At 45.2% G+C, this 17,270-nt stretch carries 18 protein-coding genes and 1 tRNA gene; 6 read left to right on the top strand and 13 right to left on the bottom strand.

The features are described from left to right. The gene (locus ACS5NO_RS32910; protein ID WP_439419036.1) at positions 1-1,044 is read left to right on the top strand and encodes a sensor histidine kinase; all 1,044 of its coding nucleotides are present in this window, start codon (positions 1-3) and stop codon (positions 1,042-1,044) included. A 56-nt stretch (positions 1,045-1,100) separates the two neighbouring features. Here the strand turns inward: ACS5NO_RS32910 and ACS5NO_RS32905 are convergent, their stop codons facing one another. Next, the gene (locus ACS5NO_RS32905; RefSeq protein WP_439419035.1) at positions 1,101-1,556 is read right to left on the bottom strand and encodes a response regulator; all 456 of its coding nucleotides are present in this window, start codon (positions 1,554-1,556) and stop codon (positions 1,101-1,103) included. A gap of 116 nt (positions 1,557-1,672) precedes the next feature. Further along, positions 1,673-2,092, bottom strand: a complete 420-nt coding sequence (locus tag ACS5NO_RS32900) for a hotdog fold thioesterase (RefSeq protein WP_439419034.1) — start codon at positions 2,090-2,092, stop codon at positions 1,673-1,675. 190 nt (positions 2,093-2,282) lie between these two features. On the opposite strand from ACS5NO_RS32900, the gene ACS5NO_RS32895 reads away from it, so the two are divergent. The 3 genes from ACS5NO_RS32895 to ACS5NO_RS32885 all read left to right on the top strand — a co-directional run bounded on the left by ACS5NO_RS32895 (position 2,283) and on the right by ACS5NO_RS32885 (position 5,008). Beyond that, positions 2,283-2,921: a histidine phosphatase family protein gene (locus ACS5NO_RS32895; RefSeq protein ID WP_439419033.1), complete on the top strand. Its 639-nt coding sequence runs from the start codon at positions 2,283-2,285 to the stop codon at positions 2,919-2,921. A gap of 166 nt (positions 2,922-3,087) precedes the next feature. Next, positions 3,088-4,155, top strand: a complete 1,068-nt coding sequence (locus ACS5NO_RS32890; RefSeq protein ID WP_439419032.1) for a sensor histidine kinase — start codon at positions 3,088-3,090, stop codon at positions 4,153-4,155. A gap of 121 nt (positions 4,156-4,276) precedes the next feature. Further along, entirely contained in the window at positions 4,277-5,008 is a 732-nt protein-coding gene (locus ACS5NO_RS32885) for a LytR/AlgR family response regulator transcription factor (protein WP_114409000.1), read from the top strand. Between the two features lie 105 nt (positions 5,009-5,113). Here ACS5NO_RS32885 and ACS5NO_RS32880 read toward each other — a convergent pair whose 3' ends face one another. The 7 genes from ACS5NO_RS32880 to ACS5NO_RS32850 form a co-directional block, all read right to left on the bottom strand. Continuing rightward, positions 5,114-6,595 carry a tetratricopeptide repeat protein gene (locus ACS5NO_RS32880; protein WP_439419031.1) on the bottom strand — a complete coding sequence of 494 codons (1,482 nt, stop codon included), beginning with the start codon at positions 6,593-6,595 and terminating at the stop codon, positions 5,114-5,116. A 59-nt stretch (positions 6,596-6,654) separates the two neighbouring features. Beyond that, positions 6,655-7,932: an HlyD family secretion protein gene (locus tag ACS5NO_RS32875; protein ID WP_439419030.1), complete on the bottom strand. Its 1,278-nt coding sequence runs from the start codon at positions 7,930-7,932 to the stop codon at positions 6,655-6,657. A gap of 2 nt (positions 7,933-7,934) precedes the next feature. Next, positions 7,935-10,136, bottom strand: coding sequence for a peptidase domain-containing ABC transporter (locus ACS5NO_RS32870; RefSeq protein WP_439419029.1), 2,202 nt, complete (start codon positions 10,134-10,136; stop codon positions 7,935-7,937). Then, positions 10,137-11,177 (bottom strand): grasp-with-spasm system SPASM domain peptide maturase, encoded by a 1,041-nt coding sequence (gene gwsS, locus ACS5NO_RS32865; RefSeq protein ID WP_439419028.1) that lies wholly within the window; start codon positions 11,175-11,177, stop codon positions 10,137-10,139. It abuts the gene before it with no gap. A 176-nt stretch (positions 11,178-11,353) separates the two neighbouring features. Continuing rightward, positions 11,354-12,304 (bottom strand): grasp-with-spasm system ATP-grasp peptide maturase, encoded by a 951-nt coding sequence (gwsG, locus tag ACS5NO_RS32860; protein ID WP_439419027.1) that lies wholly within the window; start codon positions 12,302-12,304, stop codon positions 11,354-11,356. Continuing rightward, the gene (locus tag ACS5NO_RS32855; RefSeq protein ID WP_439419026.1) at positions 12,301-13,386 is read right to left on the bottom strand and encodes a hypothetical protein; all 1,086 of its coding nucleotides are present in this window, start codon (positions 13,384-13,386) and stop codon (positions 12,301-12,303) included. Before ACS5NO_RS32855 ends, gwsG begins: the two co-directional genes overlap by 4 nt. 95 nt (positions 13,387-13,481) lie before the next feature. Continuing rightward, positions 13,482-13,679 (bottom strand): hypothetical protein, encoded by a 198-nt coding sequence (locus tag ACS5NO_RS32850; protein ID WP_439419025.1) that lies wholly within the window; start codon positions 13,677-13,679, stop codon positions 13,482-13,484. Between the two features lie 278 nt (positions 13,680-13,957). Between ACS5NO_RS32850 and ACS5NO_RS32845 the strand changes: the two genes are divergently transcribed. Next, positions 13,958-14,359, top strand: a complete 402-nt coding sequence (locus ACS5NO_RS32845) for a helix-turn-helix domain-containing protein (protein ID WP_439419024.1) — start codon at positions 13,958-13,960, stop codon at positions 14,357-14,359. A gap of 68 nt (positions 14,360-14,427) precedes the next feature. On the opposite strand, the gene ACS5NO_RS32840 is transcribed toward ACS5NO_RS32845, so the two are convergent. Genes ACS5NO_RS32840 through ACS5NO_RS32830 form a run of 3 tightly spaced genes read right to left on the bottom strand, consistent with a single transcriptional unit; the run spans position 14,428 to position 16,835 of the window. Next, a complete protein-coding gene (locus ACS5NO_RS32840; protein ID WP_439419023.1) occupies positions 14,428-15,177 on the bottom strand; it encodes a zinc ribbon domain-containing protein in 750 nt (249 codons plus the stop codon). 18 nt (positions 15,178-15,195) lie between these two features. Beyond that, complete coding sequence (locus ACS5NO_RS32835; RefSeq protein ID WP_439419022.1) at positions 15,196-16,317, bottom strand: Nif3-like dinuclear metal center hexameric protein; 1,122 nt, start codon at positions 16,315-16,317, stop codon at positions 15,196-15,198. Then, positions 16,314-16,835, bottom strand: coding sequence for a DinB family protein (locus tag ACS5NO_RS32830; protein WP_114408996.1), 522 nt, complete (start codon positions 16,833-16,835; stop codon positions 16,314-16,316). The genes ACS5NO_RS32835 and ACS5NO_RS32830 overlap by 4 nt, the downstream gene beginning before the upstream one ends. Before the next feature lie 97 nt (positions 16,836-16,932). On the opposite strand from ACS5NO_RS32830, the gene ACS5NO_RS32825 reads away from it, so the two are divergent. Then, positions 16,933-17,006 (top strand) — tRNA-Asp (locus ACS5NO_RS32825). A 53-nt stretch (positions 17,007-17,059) separates the two neighbouring features. Here ACS5NO_RS32825 and ACS5NO_RS32820 read toward each other — a convergent pair. After that, positions 17,060-17,270, bottom strand: a 211-nt coding sequence (locus ACS5NO_RS32820) for a hypothetical protein (RefSeq protein WP_439419021.1), incomplete at its 5' end; no start/stop codon positions are given.

Raw genomic sequence — 17,270 nt, 5'->3', positions numbered from 1 at the left:
ATGCAGAAACTGAATGACAAGTGGATGCGCATTCTGGGCATCCCGTTGCTGTCTTTTACGGGTCAGTGGGCCATGTACGGCTACACGAATGTCCCCTACCCGGACGACTGGCGCATTCCGTTTTTCTTCATTCTGGGCAGTGTGGTGGTTTGGGAAATCAACCGCCGGGGCATCATCCTTTCCCGCCGAAAATACCCCGAACTGACCCAGACCCGGCAGCGGGTTTTGTACCAACTGATCTGGTTTGTCTTTTTTGCCAGCCTGATCCGCATTACCCAGACATTTCTTTACGAACGCATCGGGCTCTGGCCTACCGACGATTACCTGCAATTCAGGCCGTATTTTTTCAATACGCTCGTTTCCTTCGCCGGAACGGTGCAAATAGCCGCCTACTATGAAGGTGTTTACCTGTATCAACGCTGGAAAGTGGCCTATACCGAAGCACAGGAGTTGAAAAAAGTGAACCTGCAAAGCCAGCTCGATTCGCTCAAAACCCAGATCAATCCGCATTTTCTGTTCAACAACCTGAATTCGCTGTCGTCGCTGATCACCAGCGATGCCCAGCAGGCCGAGCTTTTTGTGGATGAACTATCGTCGGTCTACCGGTATTTACTTCAGCAGAACAACCGCGATTTGTGTCCACTCAACGACGAAATTCAGTTCATCAAAGCCTATTTCCACTTGCTGAAAACCCGGTATGGTGACGGTATTTTCATGGAGCTGGATCTGGATTCAAAGTACCTCTCACACCTGATTCCGCCCTTAACACTTCAGATTTTGCTTGAAAATGCCATCAAGCACAACATCATTTCGGTGAGTCGCCCCCTGACGATCAAGCTCTATACGCTGGAAGGCCACCTGTATGTGGAAAACAATCTGCAAAAGAAGAAAATGGCCGTTCCTTCCAATCAGATCGGTTTGCAGAACATCATGATCAAGTACAAACTCCTCGCCCACTCGCCGGTGACGATCTACTACGATGAGCAGAAATTTCTGGTGGGCGTGCCGCTGCTGATGCCGATGGTGGAGGGAGTGTCGGGGTAACTTCCAAAAAATAGAATCATCTGCCAGGCGATTACCGCGTGATGAAAATGGATGATTTACGTGTATTTTAGCCAATGTTCACACACCTCGACAAGCTGCGCCGTAATGCCGTGTACGGAAATCTCCTTGTTGATAAAACCGTCTGCGCCGGCAGCAAAGCAGTGTTCCACGTCTTTTGGTGAGGTTGAATGCGTAAAAATTACCACCGGGATGTGCTTCCAGTCCGGATGCGCTTTCAACCGGGTTAGCAACTGAAAACCGGTGATGTAAGGCATCTTCAAATCCAGCAAAATCAGGTCCGGTTTCGGAGCAGAGGAGCCTAAACGTTCTTGCAGGAAAAAACCGTCCGAATAGAGCTGAAAGGTGTAATCAGGCAGGTAGCGCGCATTGATCCATTCGTACAGAATCAGATTCTCGTCGTTATCTTCAATAAAACAAAGCGTAGGATTTTCGCCCACCGGCACCGGACGGGGGGCTAAAACCGACCGCTTATCTGATCCAGAATTTTCCATAACGTTTCCGTGAGTTTATTTAAACAGATGCTTTCAACGACTCACTGGCAAACAATTATTATGCAAAACTTTTCAGAATAAATACTTAGTTATTTTCCGGTATTTTGCCGCATTACTTACTTATTTTCCAGTACTGCCACGGTCAGCCGGCTGATGCAGACGAGTTTCCCCGCTTCGTCCGTGATGCGAATTTCCCAGATGTGCGTCGTCCGGCCGACGTGGATCGGTGTCACCTTGCCGTAGACCCACCCTTCTTTTACCGAACGAACGTGATTGGCGTTGATTTCCAGACCCACAGCCCGCTGGCGGGTCGGATCGTCGAGTTGCGTCACCGAGGCCACACTGCCCAGGGTTTCGGCCAGCACTACCGATGCGCCCCCGTGCAAAATCCCGAACGGCTGGTGGGTCCGGTGATCGACGGGCATCCGGGCGGTTATAAAACCGTCACCGAGTTCGGTTAACTCGATTCCCAGGTGATGAACAATGGAGTTTTTATGAAATTGCTGCAGGGATTCTAAAGTCCAGTCCGGCTTCATTGTGTGAAGAATTTTTCGTAATTTTGCAGGCGTTTTGCCAGACAGATCGAAGCTGTCACGGTGTGAAATAGCAAATTTAAAATGTAAAATGAGAATTAATAAAGTATTCTAGCGGCCGGTTTTTCATTTGGCAGACCGTTTAACATTTCCATTTTACATTTACCGGAATACCTATTACAAACTTAGAGGATTGGAACAAAAAACGATATATCTCATTCGCCACGGCGAAACAGATTACAACCGACAGGGCATTGTTCAGGGCAGTGGCGTAGATTCCGATCTGAATGCGATGGGGCAGGCACAGGCCCTGGCTTTTTATCAGGCGTATCAGCACATCCCCTTTGCCAAAGTATATACCTCCAAACTCCGGCGCACCATGCAGTCGGTGCGGTTTTTCATCGATGCCGGCATTCCCCACGAAAGCTACGAGGGCCTCAACGAAATTAGCTGGGGTGCACGCGAAGGCAAAACGCCCAATAGCTTCGACAACGAATATTACCGTACCCTGATTGAAAACTGGGCGGCTGGCCACACCGACTACCCGACCGAAGACGGCGAAAGCCCGGAACAGGTGGCCCAACGCCAGAAACCCGTTATCGACCTCATTCTCTCCCGCCCCGACGAAAATCCGGTGCTGGTTTGTATGCACGGCCGGGCCATTCGCATTTTGCTGTCGTGGCTGATGAATGAATCCTTGGCGACCATGGATTTATACGAACACAGCAATTTGTGCCTCTATAAACTGATCTACGATTACGACACCGGCGAATTTACGATTGAAGTTTCCAACGACAGCACCCACCTGCTGGCACTGGTCATGCATCAATAAGGTATTCATTTTTTGTCATCGGAAAAACGCCAGCGGTTACATAACTAAAAACCGGCAACTGACAATTCTATATTACCACTCCTGTAATAATAGCCCCACTTCATCCACAAACTTGTATATTCGTTATAGGTACAATGTTTTTGGAGTTGATTTCTGAAGTGAGCGCATGTCTAAAAATAGAATATATTGGTTTTGTCAGATAGTCGGGTGGACGATGCTCATCATGGCAGAGTTCGCTATTTTTACATTTGGAGAAGGATACAAGGCTGATTTTTTTTACGAAGCGATTGCCACCATCATTCTGTGTATTCTGCTAACCCACCTGTACCGCCTGATGATCAAACGATGGCGGTGGGTTCAGTTGCCTTTCTTTCAGCTCGTGCCACGGGTCATTTTATCGGTTTTTGTTCTGGCCGTCATCATGACCATCATCAACCTTCCCATCGATAAACAGGTGCTTCCGGAATACCTTTCCGACGAACCGTCCATTGTTTTGGGTTATTTGTTAAACTGGGGGAAATGTATGCTGGCGTGGGTACTGAGTTATACGGCTTATCATTATGTGGAACGCTCGCGCGATGCCGAAATTGAAAAAATCCTGCTGAAAACCTCCATTCGCGAGTCCGAGGCCAAGGTTCTGCGGTCGCAGCTCAACCCGCATTTTGTCTTCAATGCCCTCAACAGCATCCGCGCCCTGGTGCTCGAAAATCCGACCAAAGCGCAGCAAAGCATCACCCAACTCTCCAATATTCTCCGCAACTCGCTGCTGGCTGACCGCCGGAAAACCGTCGAGCTGCGGGAAGAAATCAAAACCGTCGAAGATTACCTGGCCCTCGAAAAAGTTCGCTATGAAGACCGTCTGAGTTGCCGCCTGGAAATCGATCCGAAAACCCAGTACTTGCAGGTGCCACCCATGATGTTTCAAACGCTGGTTGAAAATGCCATCAAACACGGCGTTCAGAAAGCCATTTCCGGCGGTTTTGTCGAACTGACCACCTGGCTGGAAGACCGTCTGTTGTACATCCGCATTCGCAATACCGGCGTTCTGGGCAACACGGAAGCCTCGTCCGGCTTCGGACTCAAAAATACCGCCCAACGGCTTGAGTTGCTCTATGGCCCCGAAGCCACCTTTCGCATTCAGCAGGAGTCCGCCGACGTCGTCTGTGCCGATGTGGTCATTCCGCTGCAATCCGCCGGTGTATTCAAACGAACGGAAGAATTGAAACGGGTTTAAGGTTTACGGTTTTCAGTTTACGGTGGCTGACGCATTCAATACGCAAACCCGCAACCGTAGCGACGGCCCGGCGTAAACCGAATACAGAAAACCGTAAACTATAAACTATAAACTTGATAGAATGAAGACCCTTATCGTTGACGACGAGCGGCTGGCTCGGAATGAACTCCGCCGATTGTTGGATAATTTCCCTAAAATTGAAGTGATTGGCGAAGCTGCCAACGCCGACGAAGCCCTCAAACTGATCGATGACCTTCAGCCGGAATTGCTGTTTCTGGATATTCAGATGCCGGGGAAAAACGGTTTTGAGTTGTTATCAGCCATTGACGGCAAATCGCCGGAAGTCATTTTCACGACGGCCTACGACGAATACGCCATCACGGCTTTTGAATACAATGCCCTGGATTATCTGCTCAAACCGATTGAATTAAACCGCCTGTCGGAAGCCATCAACCGCATCGAGGAGAACAGCCATGCCCCCGAAACGGAAGCTCCGCGCCGGGACACGAACAAGGTGCTGGGCGAAAATGACCAGGTGTTTGTCAAGGACGGCGAAAAATGCTGGTTTGTCAAACTCGGGAAAGTCCGGTTGTTCGAGTCGATGGGCAATTACGTCCGGCTGCATTTCGACGATCAGAAACCGCTGGTGCTGAAGTCATTGAACAGCCTGGAAGACCGTCTGGACCCCAACACGTTTTTCCGCGCCAACCGCAAGCACATCATCAATCTGCCGTGGATCGACAAGATCGAGCCGTGGTTTAGCGGTGGCTTGCTGGTGACCCTGAAAGGGGGCGACAAGATCGAAATTAGCCGCCGTCAGGCCATCCGGTTCAAGGAGTTGATGAGCCTTTAATGGGTTAAGAGTTAAAAATTAAGAGTTAAGAGTTAAAAGGAGCCACCGTTGGTCGGCTGACGCAGTCACTTGGCAGCGCAACTCTTAACTCTTAATTTTTAACTCTTAACTCTCCCCTCCTAATTCACTCAACGCGGCCCGGGCTTTGTTGTCGATGCTGTTTTTGTATTCGTGTTTTTTGTAGCTCAGTGCCTTCTGAAAGTACTGCCGGGCTTTGGCCATGTTGCGCTTTTGCTGGTAGATGTAACCGAGTTGCAGGGCCGCCGTCGCGCCGTGCGACAACTGGTCGGTTTCGCTCAGACTCACGGCCCGCTCCAAATACGGCAACGCTTCGTCTGCATCGCCCGCGCGCTGGTAGATCCGGCCTTTGCGGTAATTAAACTCGGCCTTTTCGTTCAAAAGCGGAAACGAGGATTCGGTGTAATTTTTTAAAGTAGCCAGGGCGGTTTCGTAAAAACCGCCATCAGTCGCCAACCGGGCCTTCATCAGAATTTTCTGCCGGGGCGAAACGCCTTTTTTAAAATACGATTCCGCGAATTTCTGAGCTGCCTTGTCCGACTCTACGACGGCACCGCCTACCTGACTAACCTGCCGAAGGTATGGCAGGGCTTTGGCGTCGTCGTCCTGGAGCCAATAGCACAGAAATAGCTTATAATAACTGTCTTTCAGGAAGTTAACGCCTTTGTACTGGCTCAGAAAAGTACGATAAACCGTAGCCGCCTGTTGATAGTCGGCTTTCTGGAGCAGGATGTCGGCTTTTAAATTCTCCAGAATCGGGAACGAAAGGTAATCGGGGCCGGTGGGCCGGTCGTTCAGAAGAGCCAGGGCGTCCTCACTCCGGGCTTCTTTCATGAATACGGAAGTAGCAAAAAAACTCAGCAGCAGGTTATCCGGATTGTCCTGCACCATCTTTTTAAGACTGGCCGCATCCGCTGCCGTAAATTTCAGCACGTAGGCCCGAAGCAGCAGATCGATCAACCGCGCTTCGGTTTGGAAAATGGCGTCTTTCTGGGAAACCGTCCGAAGCTCCTGCATTCCCTGTTTGATGTTCCCGCGCAGGCCCAGCATTCGGGTCACCCAAGTGTAGTTATCGGGAACCGCGCCAATCATGACGTGCAGCAGCCCGAGGGATTTGTAGGTAGGCAGAAAGCCGGGGAATTTTTTGCGGTTTTCCTCCAGCAGTTTATACGCCCGGATGATATCCCAGCAGGCACTGACTTCCTGCCCGAACTTGAGTTTGACAAACGCCCAATGCAACCGCACTTCGGCCTGGGCAAACCGCTGCCAGGGGGAGTTTTCGTCCAGATCCCGGAGCTGGTCGAGCCGCTGATCCTCCCGGTCCGACCACTGGCTGTATAGCTTCCGGTCGTCGGAAACCAGTAGCGTGACCATATCGGCCAGATTATCGACGTAAATCGCCACGCCATTTTCCCGTGCCAGCTCACCCGCCAGCGTCTGCCGACCGTCCTGTACTTTCAGTTTCAGCACGTCGGCATAGGCGCGCTGGAGCGGGGGTGTAAAGTCGAAGTCGGCGGCCTGGAGCCGGTTGGGCAATAAAAAAAGAAAGCCAACAAGAAAAAAAGCCACCCTGCAAACCATTTCTACGGTAAATGATCGGCAAAGAAGCACCCAATACATCCGCATGGCTAGTTTTTAATTCGCCGAAGTTCGTGAAATAATCGTTCCAGCAAATTAACATCCTGCGTAATAATTTCTCCGGTGGCCGTCATTCCATTCCGGAAAGGCAGTTTTTGACCCGTAGAAGTCACTAGGCCGCGCGGGAACTCGACCCGAACGAGATAAGCCGTATCCTTCGGAAGTTCCGCAATTGACTTGATACGCCCATCGACTGTACCAAACTCCTGAAAGGGATGGCTTTGGAATTTAATGATGACTGTTTGCCCCACTTTAGCTTTGCCAAAATTATACTGCCCCACATACATTTCACCATAACAAGCGGTTCCCGTGGGTAAAACATAGAGCAACTCCTGACCGGCTTTGACGGTTTGACCTTCCTGTAATTGGCTCAAAAAAGATGCTTTCCCGGTGATGGGCGCCAGCGCCACATACCGCTGTTTCCAGGCTTCCAGTTCACTTTTGAGGGTATTGAGCGCCTGCGTTAACGCGTTCTTTTGCTCCGTAATGGTTTTTCTCAACTCCAATAACTCCTGCTGTTTCTGATTTTGCGATAGCAAGTTGGAATGTAATCCATTTTGAGCCTGCTCAAGCGTCTGCTTTTTACTGATGAGCTTGCTCAGCATTTGCCGGTATTCCACTTTCGGAACCACCTTATCTTTTAGCAATTGTTCCTGCATCTTCAGGTCCTCCTGAGCCAACTCAAAATCACGCTGGTAGCTGATCAGTTGTTTCTGGAGATTCTGGTGTAAAGCCTGAAGTTGAAGGAGATCATCTTGCAGAATGTGACCTTTTTGCAAATAAGCACCATCGACCGAAACCGCCCGCGAACGCACAAAGGCTTCCTGAAATACCTGATACGGTTTTTGTAATTCGCCCAATTGGAAATACGGTGGAACCGGAAACGAATACATACGGTCTGGTTCACGCAGTTCCGCCAATTTGACCAGCTTGTTAATTACGGTATCCAACGCCAATACTTCATCGTGGTTGGCCGTACTCTCCAAATACGCCACTTTCTGACCCGCTCTGACCGATTCACCATCGCCAATGAACAAACGAATCAATCTCCCCTCGGTCCGAGCATTCACGACTTTTGGGGCATTGAAAGCCACCACTTTTAACGGGGCTTTTATCAAATCCGGGTATTGTACCATCCAGGCAACACCCAGAACCAGAATCAGAATGCCAAAGAAAACCGTGATGCCCCACAACACCAGCCAGGACGGGGGTTGGCTCAGCACTTCGTCAACTTCAGCACTGCGGAGTTCAATCAATGGCTTTTCCACGATCACGATGCGGCCAGTTCCAGTTGATTTTTGACCAGTTCATAGTAGCGACCGTACAGATTGGTTAACTCGGTATGAGTGCCGGTCTCAACAATTTCACCCCGTTCCAATACGACAATCTGATCGGCATTTTTAACGGTACTGAGTCGATGCGCCACGACCACAACGGTTCTGTTTTGAAAAAACTCTTCCAGATTCCGCTGGATGACGCTTTCATTATTCGCATCGAGCGCGTTGGTGGCTTCGTCTAAAAAGATAAAATCGGGGTTTTTATAAACCGAGCGGGCAATCAACATCCGCTGCCGTTGACCCTGACTGATGCCGCTTCCTTCGGCTCCAATTTTGGTATTATAACCCAACGGCAATTCTTCGATAAACGACTGAATATTGGCGGTTTTTACAGCGTGCAGCACTTGTCGAATATTGGGGTTTTCATCGCTGACGGCAATGTTGTTGGCAATCGTATCCGAAAAAATGAAACCATCCTGCAGCACCGTACCGCAACGACTCCGCCAAACACGGTGACTGATGTGCTTCAAATTGGTCTCCCCGACCCGAATTTCTCCCTGTTGTGGATTGTATATTTTCAACAATAGTTTCAGTAAGGTTGTTTTACCGCTGCCACTGGTTCCAACAATGGCCGTTACTTTGCCCTGTGGTATCCATAGGTTAATATTCTTCAGAACGGGTTCGTTGCCTGCGCCGGGATAGGTAAATGAAACATTCCGCAACGCCAGCGTTTTGTTTTCCGGCAAGGTGGTAATAAAAGATTGGTTTCCGGGTTCCTCGTCCGGTTCCTGATGCACTTCATTCAGACGTTCCAGGCTGATGCGGGCATCCTGCCACTGCTGGACAAAGTGGATCAGTTGCTCAACCGGGCTATTCAACTGACCTACAATGTATTGCAACGCCATCATCGACCCCAACGACATCTGCCCCTGCACCACCGCCGTAGCCGCCAAAAACGTAATGATGATATTTTTCCCTTCGTTCAGAAATAAAGCACCCGTTTGCTGGTATTGTTCAAGCGCCAGTCCCTTTATACTTAGTTTAAACTGACGAACCTGAAGGTTCTCCCACTGCCAGCGTTTCAGATGTTCCGCATTGTTGAGTTTGATCTCCTGAATGCCCGTTACCAGTTGAATCAGATTACTCTGGGTTTGTGCCGACAATGCAAACTGTTTGCTGTTCAATTGCCGACGATGACGCAGAAAAAAAACAATCCAGACTATATAGAGAATACTTCCCAGCACAAAAACGCCGAAAATAGGTAGGTTGTAATAGCCCAGTACAAAACTGAAAAGAACTAAATTGAAAATCGAAAACAGCACGTTCAACGACGAACCCGTCATAAATTGCTCAATGTGCGTATGATCGTTGATGCGTTGGAGAATATCTCCCGTCATTCTGGTATCAAAGTAGGAAACAGGCAGTTTGAAAAGTTTGATCAAAAAATCGGAGAGAATCGACAGGTTGATGCGGGTACTGATGTGCAGCAAAATCCAGCTACGAATGAATTCGACAGCGGTCCGACCGGCAAACAGCATCAGTTGGGCAATCAGAATGGTATAGATGAAATTTAGGTTCCGGGTCTGAATGCCGGTATCGACAATGGCTTGTGTTAAAAAGGGCAAAATAAGCTGCAGAATGGCACCAACCGCCAATCCAAGACCAACCTGAATCAACAACCGCTTGTAACGCCATAAATGGCTAAAAAGATACGAGAATTCAAGTCCTGCTGTTTTCTCGCCTTCTTCCTGAAAAAAACGGGGCGTTGGTTCCAGCAATAACGCAACGCCGGTTTGTTCTCCGTTCGTTATGGTTGTTGCCCAATGGCTTTCAAACTCTTCGCGCGTAAAAGTCAGTAAGCCCGCCGATGGATCCGCTACGAATACCGTATAGGTACGGCTAGACTTTTTGATTCGATAAATAACCAGAAAGTGATTTTGTTTCCAATGGACAATGCAGGGGAATGGCGCATCGGTTGCCAGATTGACGAAGGGAACCATCACCGCTAAGGTACGGAAACCAATGCTTTCTGCGGCTTGGGAAATACCCAGCAGAGAAACCCCTTCTTTTCCAATCTCCGCCTTTTCCCGCAACGTCTGCATGGAATAATTGTGGCCATAATGCTTAGCAACCATTCGCAGGCAGGTAGGACCGCAATCCATCTGGTCGGGTTGAAAATAAAAGGGAAATTTCATTTACTGACCGTGTAATGGATTATGCGTTGGGTTTTCGGTTCCCCAGGTTGCGGTGTAAGGATCGTAACTACATTTGGCCGGTTTGGAATAAATGTTAGCCGGGTCCTGAATATAAGCCCGGCAATCGGTGCAAATGTGTCTGAATTCGCAGTCTTTACAGACTTCAATCTGATCTTTGTGGATAAACCAGTTGTCTTTAAAACCGGGTTTATTAATCGCTTCGAGCAAAGTAGTATCACGGATATTGCCGTAACTTTTCGTCATGGAAGGGCAATTTTTTATTTCGCCATTGACATCAATTGAAATTTTACGGTTTAAACAGGTATTATGCTTTTGTGATTCAGTAAATGTATTTAAATTGGTAGAAAAATAATTAGGGCTAATAAGCCCACAGTGCGAATGGTCAGTAACAGTTTGTTTTACCCATGATAATTTATACTCTTTCAGTACAACATTTGATTCTGCTGAATGAATAATAATATTTTGAATACGTGGAAATCGGCGAACTAAATTTATCAGATTATTAATATCAATTTCTGATGATGATTTTATTATCAATTCAATAGACAAAATTCGTCGATCCTCCAATTCACATAATACATCTTCAAAAAACTTTAATAGTTTTAGAGTATAACATCTAACCTGAATATATTTACATCCCAGTTGTTCTAGTTCTTGAAAAAGAGAACAGAAATCATAGTATGATTGTCCATTTATATCAATGATAGCATTCGTAATCACAGCAGGGCTTTCCCATCGCAATTCAATATCAGGAAATAATTCTAATTCTTCTTTTTTACACCAAAATAAGAGTTCGTTTTGGTGTAAAAAAGTGAAATATTCGCATATCGTAATGTGATCCTTTTCGTCATATTTTGCCAATATTTCCTCATAAGATTTATTTTTATCATTTACAAGAATAAGATATAAACTGTTAGGGATAAAGTAAAAAATATTCCTTTGCCCATCATTAATCAAGCTTCTTCTTGATCCTTTTATTAATAAGCAACATGCATATAGCCGAAAATATTGATCAACCATGAATTTAATAATGAATTATTTTTGAAATCGGCTTATGCATAGATTGCAATAAGGCTAGCCCATTATAACTTTTAATATTAATAAATAGATCATCCCGTCTTTCCTGACAACTGGAAATGGTCTTAAATAGTCGGAAAGATATAGGTAAATTTGGCAGCTTTTCAAGTCCTGGAATTTTAGTCATAACATAAGTAGGATGCGATGTATTTCTCAATAGGATAATTACATTGTTCAGAAACCATACTAATTTGTCCATTGGGGTTACATTCAAGAAAAACATAACGTTTATCTTTTGTAACAACCATATCAATAGCCCCAGTATTTAATCCAGATGTTTGAATAAATTTTTTAACTAAAAAAGTTACTCCTTCAGGTAATTTGTATGGAACTAATCGACTAGGTTTTTGATAATTGTAATTGCGCCAGTCAACTTTAGTTTGGTCATCGCTTTGAGAAAAAATCGCCATTGTGTATAAAATATCATTTACAAACACAATCCTTAATTCATACTCCTTTAACAACTCTTCTTGCACTAGTGAAGGAAAAAATTTTGGAGGCATATCATTGACAATTTCTTCTTCAACTTGCTCAGTGTGATTATAATAATAAATACCATTATAATTTAAAGTGAATGAATCCTTGATTGATTTATTAATAATTTTACCATTTTTTTTAAAAATATCTATCAATCTATATGAAGTTTGTGTAATGTATGTTTTTGGTATTTGTAATCCAATGTCTCGAGCAATTTGTAAGTGAAGGAGCTTATTTGGATTACTTTCAAAATAATTACCAAGTCTTTTTTTCTGCTCCAACTTGAAAACGATATAATCTACAAGCAAATGAAATTCTTTTTCTAAATAAGAATCAATAGTTTGTTTTAAGATATCAGGAATAGAATTTAATTGAGTGTTATAAACAAAATCTCCTTTCCTAACCCAAAACGCTGAAATAGTTTCTATCGCTGCACCAACTATTGAAAGATCAATATGATTATCAGATATATAGAGTTCGATGTCAGGCTCTGTTTTATCCGTTATTCTAACAAAAGGAATATTCCAGTATAAGAACCAGTCTATAACATCATTGGTAGTTTTTTCAGCAATTGGAGATAATAATAATATCATTTATTAACAAATTTTAGTTTACTAATAAAACTTAAAGCATCTTCATCAGTGTCAAAAGAAAATGTAGGAATCCCGCCTAAATAAAATAGCATAAATCGGTCATCTTTTAAATCGAAAAGAGTTTTTTTTGTATAATCAACAATATTCTCAAGGCCTAACATTCTCCTATTCTTATTTATTTCCTCTTCTTTATCAGGCTCTAAATTCATAAAAAAAAGCTTTCCATCTATCTTTTTTTTGGTTTCAATAAGGCAGCTATCACAAACGCATTCAAAAAAAATCTGAGTAGAGTATTTTGGAATACCAGTCTGATTTTCTATCAATTCTGCCGCTCTATGAGGGTCAATTTTTCCATTTTTTGCGGCATTGACTAAAATAGAGCTGTAATCGCTAATGAAGTTCAATTGAGTTTGATGCCATATTACTATATCAAAATTTTGCGAATCCTGAGGCCCATTATCTGGTATCCCAATACTATCTTCGTTCGGATAACCATAACGTCCTATTATATTTAGTAATTGTTTGTTATTTATTTCATCTATTTTTCTTATTGTATCTGCATAGAGATCATATCCCCCTTCTAAATTTCGAAAGTATTGATCTCTATTGTATAAATTATTTAAAGTTATTCTAAGTTTTTTATTTATAGTATTGGCTCCTAATTTTCTTAAATATAAAAAAGATTTTTCTAATCTTTTCCAATCAGAATTACTTTTCAATTTTAAAATAATAGGCTCTTTTTGCAATGCTTTTAATGTCATACCTCTATAAACTAATTTTTTCATATACTTAAACAATTCATTATTTTTACCAACTAATATTGAACAAATTGCAGCATTGTAATAATCCTTTGAAAACGGCGATTTATAAATTCTAAAAGCCTTATTGTAAAAAAATAGTGCCTCTTCGTATTTAGAGTTTACTATAGCTAATTCCGCTTTATTTATTATTCTATTGTACTCAAATACAAATTTACGATCTTGAGATAATACAAAATTACTAAAAAATAAGAATAAAATAAAAGCACAAAAACGATATTTATATCTATTAGATATTACCATTAAATAAATATGTGATATCATTTTACGTTTTTTTATAAACAAAGGCTAGCGTTTTCATGACATATTTTGGCAATAACCCTTTTGATAGTGTTAAAAAGGGTTATTGCCAAAATATATTAACACTGTTTACGGATATCTTTGACAGTGTAGTAAGTTGTCTTACCATTGACTCTGCTATCGCTTTGCCAAGAGGTGCAAACTCCTGCTATGCAACCTTCACCAGCACCTGTTGCGACACCTCCCATTATCAAATTAGGAGAATTGAGAACAAAACCTTCAAACTTACCAAATTGCCCATCTTGTAATTTTTCCATGTTACTCTTGTAGTTAATAGTGAAAAAAATTTATTTTATTTTGACCATATAAACTATTAAAAGCTTAGTATTTATGTGGCCACCTTAATCGCAGTTATTATTTGATAACAACGATTGTATGCAAATTTGATCTAAACTCATTAAAACTAAATTTCACTTCTGCCCTATTTTTTTCAAAAATGAAAATGGGGCATTTTTTCTGATAATCCTCTATTCAAAAGTGACTTCTTGCCCGCTCTCCCGTCCAACAAGGAAGTTTTACCTAACGCCTTTATAAGATGACTTTTGGAGAGACCGTTCGACAACTACGGATTCTGGCCGGAATGAAGCAGGAAGACTTAGCCGTTCAATGGGGACCTTCTGTGTCAACAATCAGCCGGATTGAGAATAATCAGGCAAAAGTTACCATTAAGCAGTTACCCCGTTTAGCCTCCCTCTTGAAAACGCCACTGATTAATCTGCTCAACGCAATTGACCCTGATGGAGTCGAGATTCTACCAAGTCAAAACCCGGGATTATCGGTAGCGGAACGAGAAGTGTACGAACGTTTTCTTCGTCAGTGTGAACAGGAGAATCAGGCTTTGAAGCGGGAATTGCTAGAAAAGAAGCTGGAAATAGAACAGTTGCGAATCGAAAACAAAGAATTCAGGCAAGGTTTTTCTGCAACCCGACAAGCGTAAGTTGACCTGTCAGGTACAAAAAAAAGGCCACCATCCGGCGACCTTTTCATGGAAAAGAATACGATCAATTACCGACGTGACGATACCGGTTCGGGAACGCCTTCGACATCGGCGAACACCCGTCCGCAATGCTCGCAAACGATGATTTTCTTTTTATCCCGGATGTCGGCCTGCCGCTGGGGAGGCACGACGTTAAAGCAACCGCCACACGCACCGCGTTTCACGATCACAACCGCCAGGCCGTTCAGGGCATTTTCCCGGATTTTATTGTAAGACTTCAGCAGGCGCTCTTCGATGTGCGTTGCCTGGTCGTCACGGTCTTTCAGTAAGGCTTTCTCCTCATCCCGGCTTTCGGACGTGATTTGGTTCAGCTCCTGCATTTTCGCTTTCAGATCTTCCTTGCGTTCGTCGAGCGCCGACTGCGTTGCTTTAATTTCTTCCTGCTTGTTGCGGATTTTGAACGAGGCTTCGTTGATTTTCTTGTCGGCCAGTTCAATTTCCAGGGTTTGCAGTTCCACTTCTTTCGAGATGGCGTCAAACTCGCGGTTGTTGCGAACGTTCATCTGCTGATCCTTATACCGGGTAATCAGCTTCTCCGAATCCTTCTTAATCGCTTTGTTCCGGTCGATTTCCTCCTCTAACACCTGGATATCGGCGTTGAATTTACCGATTCGGGTTTCAAATCCGGCAATATCATCTTCCAGATCACGCACCTCTTCCGGTAGGTCACCGCGGATCTTTTTTAGTTCATCAAGCTGAGAATCAATTGATTGAAGTTTAAGAAGTGCTTCGAGTTTTTGAGCAATCGTCAGTTCCATTCGTGCGGTTTTATCTGCCTATAAGTAGTATAGCACCGGGTTGGTGTCTATTTCGGACAAAATTACCGCAAAGGTATCATTTTTTTTCAACAAATACTGTTGAATCAAGTCTTTAGTAAATACTTCGCTTTCGTAATGTCCAATGTCTGCAATGATAATACGCGAGTCGGCGTCAAAAAATTCATGGTATTTGTAATCCGCCGTAATAAATACGTCGGCCCCGGCCCGCAGGGCGTCATTCAGTAAAAAACCGCCCGCTCCTCCGCACACCGCCACCCGATGCACCGGTTGCCCGCGCAAAGCCGTATGACGAATCACCGACAGGCTCATCTGCGTTTTCAGATGGGCTAAAAAATCCGCTTCGCTGAGCGGTTCCGGCAGTTCACCCACTGCACCTGAACCTACTTCCTGATTTTCGTTCGTCAGGGCAGTCAGGTAATGGGCGACTTCTTCGTAGGGATGCGCTTTCCGCAAAGCCGCCAGCACTTTAGGCTGAAGGTAGGCCGGAAAGAGGACTTCAATCCGGTTTTCGTGCGCCCGGGTGTCTTCGCCCGACCTTCCAAGCGCGGGCTCCGACGTATCACTCCCCCGGAATGTGCCCGTTCCTTCAGTCCGGAAACTGCAATGGTCATACTGCCCGATCTGCCCAACGCCGGCTTCGTATAGCGCATTTAAAACCGTCTGCGTAGCTTCTTTGAACGCTGGTCCTTCCTGCTCATTCGGCACGAACGTGACCAGCTTCATCAACACGTCCGATTTCGGAGCCAGAATCCGTACCTTCTGCAACCCCAGTTGGTCGGCAATCCTGAAACTCACACCACCCGCGATGTTGTCCAGATTGGTGTGGGCGGCATAGAGAGCCACGTCATTTTTGATGGCCTTGATCACCACCCGCTCCACGTAATTACGACCGTTGAACTTTTTCAAACCCCGGAACACAATCGGATGATGCGCCACGATGAGGTTGCAGTTTTTCCGAATCGCTTCCTCCACCACGGCTTCCGTGACGTCGAGGGTGACCAGAACACCGGTTACTTCCGCGGCAGCGTCGCCGACAATCAGCCCCGCATTGTCGTAGCTTTCCTGATAGGCCAGCGGAGCCCAGGCTTCCAGGCAGGTCGTGATGTCGCGTATTGTCATTTTAGGCCATAGCGTTCCGCCAGGATGTTCAGGTGATGCCGTTCGTGTCCGGCCAAGATGGAGAAAAAGGCGCGGGCCGACAAGGGTGAGCCGTTGGCCGTTCCGATCCGTTGCTGGGCTTCTTCCGCCAGGCTTTCGGCCAGGGCCAGGGTCGACTGCCGGACGAAACCGTAGTGCGTCACCAATTGCTGTTGCGACTGCGCGCTAAAATTGGCATTGTCGACGTACACGTTTTCGTCAAAACCCGGCAGCGATTGCTGTTCACCCCGTGCAATGCACAGCGCACGGTAGACAAAAATCCGCTCGGTGTCGATCATATGGCCCAGCATTTCTTTCGGCGACCACTTGCCTTCGGCATACCGGTAGTCCTGCTGAACGACGGTTAAATTTTTATACAAACTTTCTACCATCGCCTGCTGCTGCCGCAAAAGATCAATAACATTCTCGGTATCAACCAGATCGATGTATTTGGCAAAAAAGCTCCCTGCCGGGTACTCAGTCGGAAATGGTTTTTTCATCCTTTTTTATCTGTTTTTTTTGGCAAAGGTATTGCGTAATGTCTAAAAGCAGCTACCTTTGCACCACGTTTTCAGGAAATGAAGGCGGAATAAAAATGGATCGGTAGTTCAGTTGGTTAGAATGCCGCCCTGTCACGGCGGAGGTCGCGGGTTCGAGTCCCGTCCGATCCGCTCAAATTGCGAAAAGGTCACTTAGTAGCACGATTATCAACCTTAAAGCCCGTTTATACGGGCTTTTTTTTGCCCCCTATTTTTAGCCTGTCTGGCAAATCCTTCTGCATTAAACATTTGAGGGTACACCCCAAAATAAATCGGATCAAGTACAAAAGTTGTGGAGTGCGTTGCATTTTTTTAGGTTTGTATTTTTCATCAAACCTGACCGTCTTGGAGAGTTTCCTGCCTTTAGTCGAATACCTGTTACCCGATTTTATCGTA

This window comes from Larkinella fluvii (genome assembly GCF_051857545.1).
In the GTDB taxonomy this organism is placed as follows: domain Bacteria; phylum Bacteroidota; class Bacteroidia; order Cytophagales; family Spirosomataceae; genus Larkinella.
This window is presented reverse-complemented; position numbering and strand designations above follow the sequence as displayed.

What these genes read in the sequence shown, in the direction of transcription:
- ACS5NO_RS32885 (WP_114409000.1), top strand. Translation starts at nt 4,277, where the DNA reads ATGAAGACCCTTATCGTTGACGACGAGCGGCTGGCTCGGAATGAACTC.
- ACS5NO_RS32845 (WP_439419024.1), top strand. Translation starts at nt 13,958, where the DNA reads ATGACTTTTGGAGAGACCGTTCGACAACTACGGATTCTGGCCGGAATG.
- ACS5NO_RS32850 (WP_439419025.1), bottom strand. Translation starts at nt 13,679, where the DNA reads ATGGAAAAATTACAAGATGGGCAATTTGGTAAGTTTGAAGGTTTTGTT.
- ACS5NO_RS32835 (WP_439419022.1), bottom strand. Translation starts at nt 16,317, where the DNA reads ATGACAATACGCGACATCACGACCTGCCTGGAAGCCTGGGCTCCGCTG.
- ACS5NO_RS32870 (WP_439419029.1), bottom strand. Translation starts at nt 10,136, where the DNA reads ATGAAATTTCCCTTTTATTTTCAACCCGACCAGATGGATTGCGGTCCT.
- gwsS (WP_439419028.1), bottom strand. Translation starts at nt 11,177, where the DNA reads ATGGTTGATCAATATTTTCGGCTATATGCATGTTGCTTATTAATAAAA.
- ACS5NO_RS32830 (WP_114408996.1), bottom strand. Translation starts at nt 16,835, where the DNA reads ATGAAAAAACCATTTCCGACTGAGTACCCGGCAGGGAGCTTTTTTGCC.
- ACS5NO_RS32890 (WP_439419032.1), top strand. Translation starts at nt 3,088, where the DNA reads ATGTCTAAAAATAGAATATATTGGTTTTGTCAGATAGTCGGGTGGACG.
- ACS5NO_RS32910 (WP_439419036.1), top strand. Translation starts at nt 1, where the DNA reads ATGCAGAAACTGAATGACAAGTGGATGCGCATTCTGGGCATCCCGTTG.
- ACS5NO_RS32855 (WP_439419026.1), bottom strand. Translation starts at nt 13,386, where the DNA reads ATGATATCACATATTTATTTAATGGTAATATCTAATAGATATAAATAT.
- ACS5NO_RS32840 (WP_439419023.1), bottom strand. Translation starts at nt 15,177, where the DNA reads ATGGAACTGACGATTGCTCAAAAACTCGAAGCACTTCTTAAACTTCAA.
- gwsG (WP_439419027.1), bottom strand. Translation starts at nt 12,304, where the DNA reads ATGATATTATTATTATCTCCAATTGCTGAAAAAACTACCAATGATGTT.
- ACS5NO_RS32900 (WP_439419034.1), bottom strand. Translation starts at nt 2,092, where the DNA reads ATGAAGCCGGACTGGACTTTAGAATCCCTGCAGCAATTTCATAAAAAC.
- ACS5NO_RS32905 (WP_439419035.1), bottom strand. Translation starts at nt 1,556, where the DNA reads ATGGAAAATTCTGGATCAGATAAGCGGTCGGTTTTAGCCCCCCGTCCG.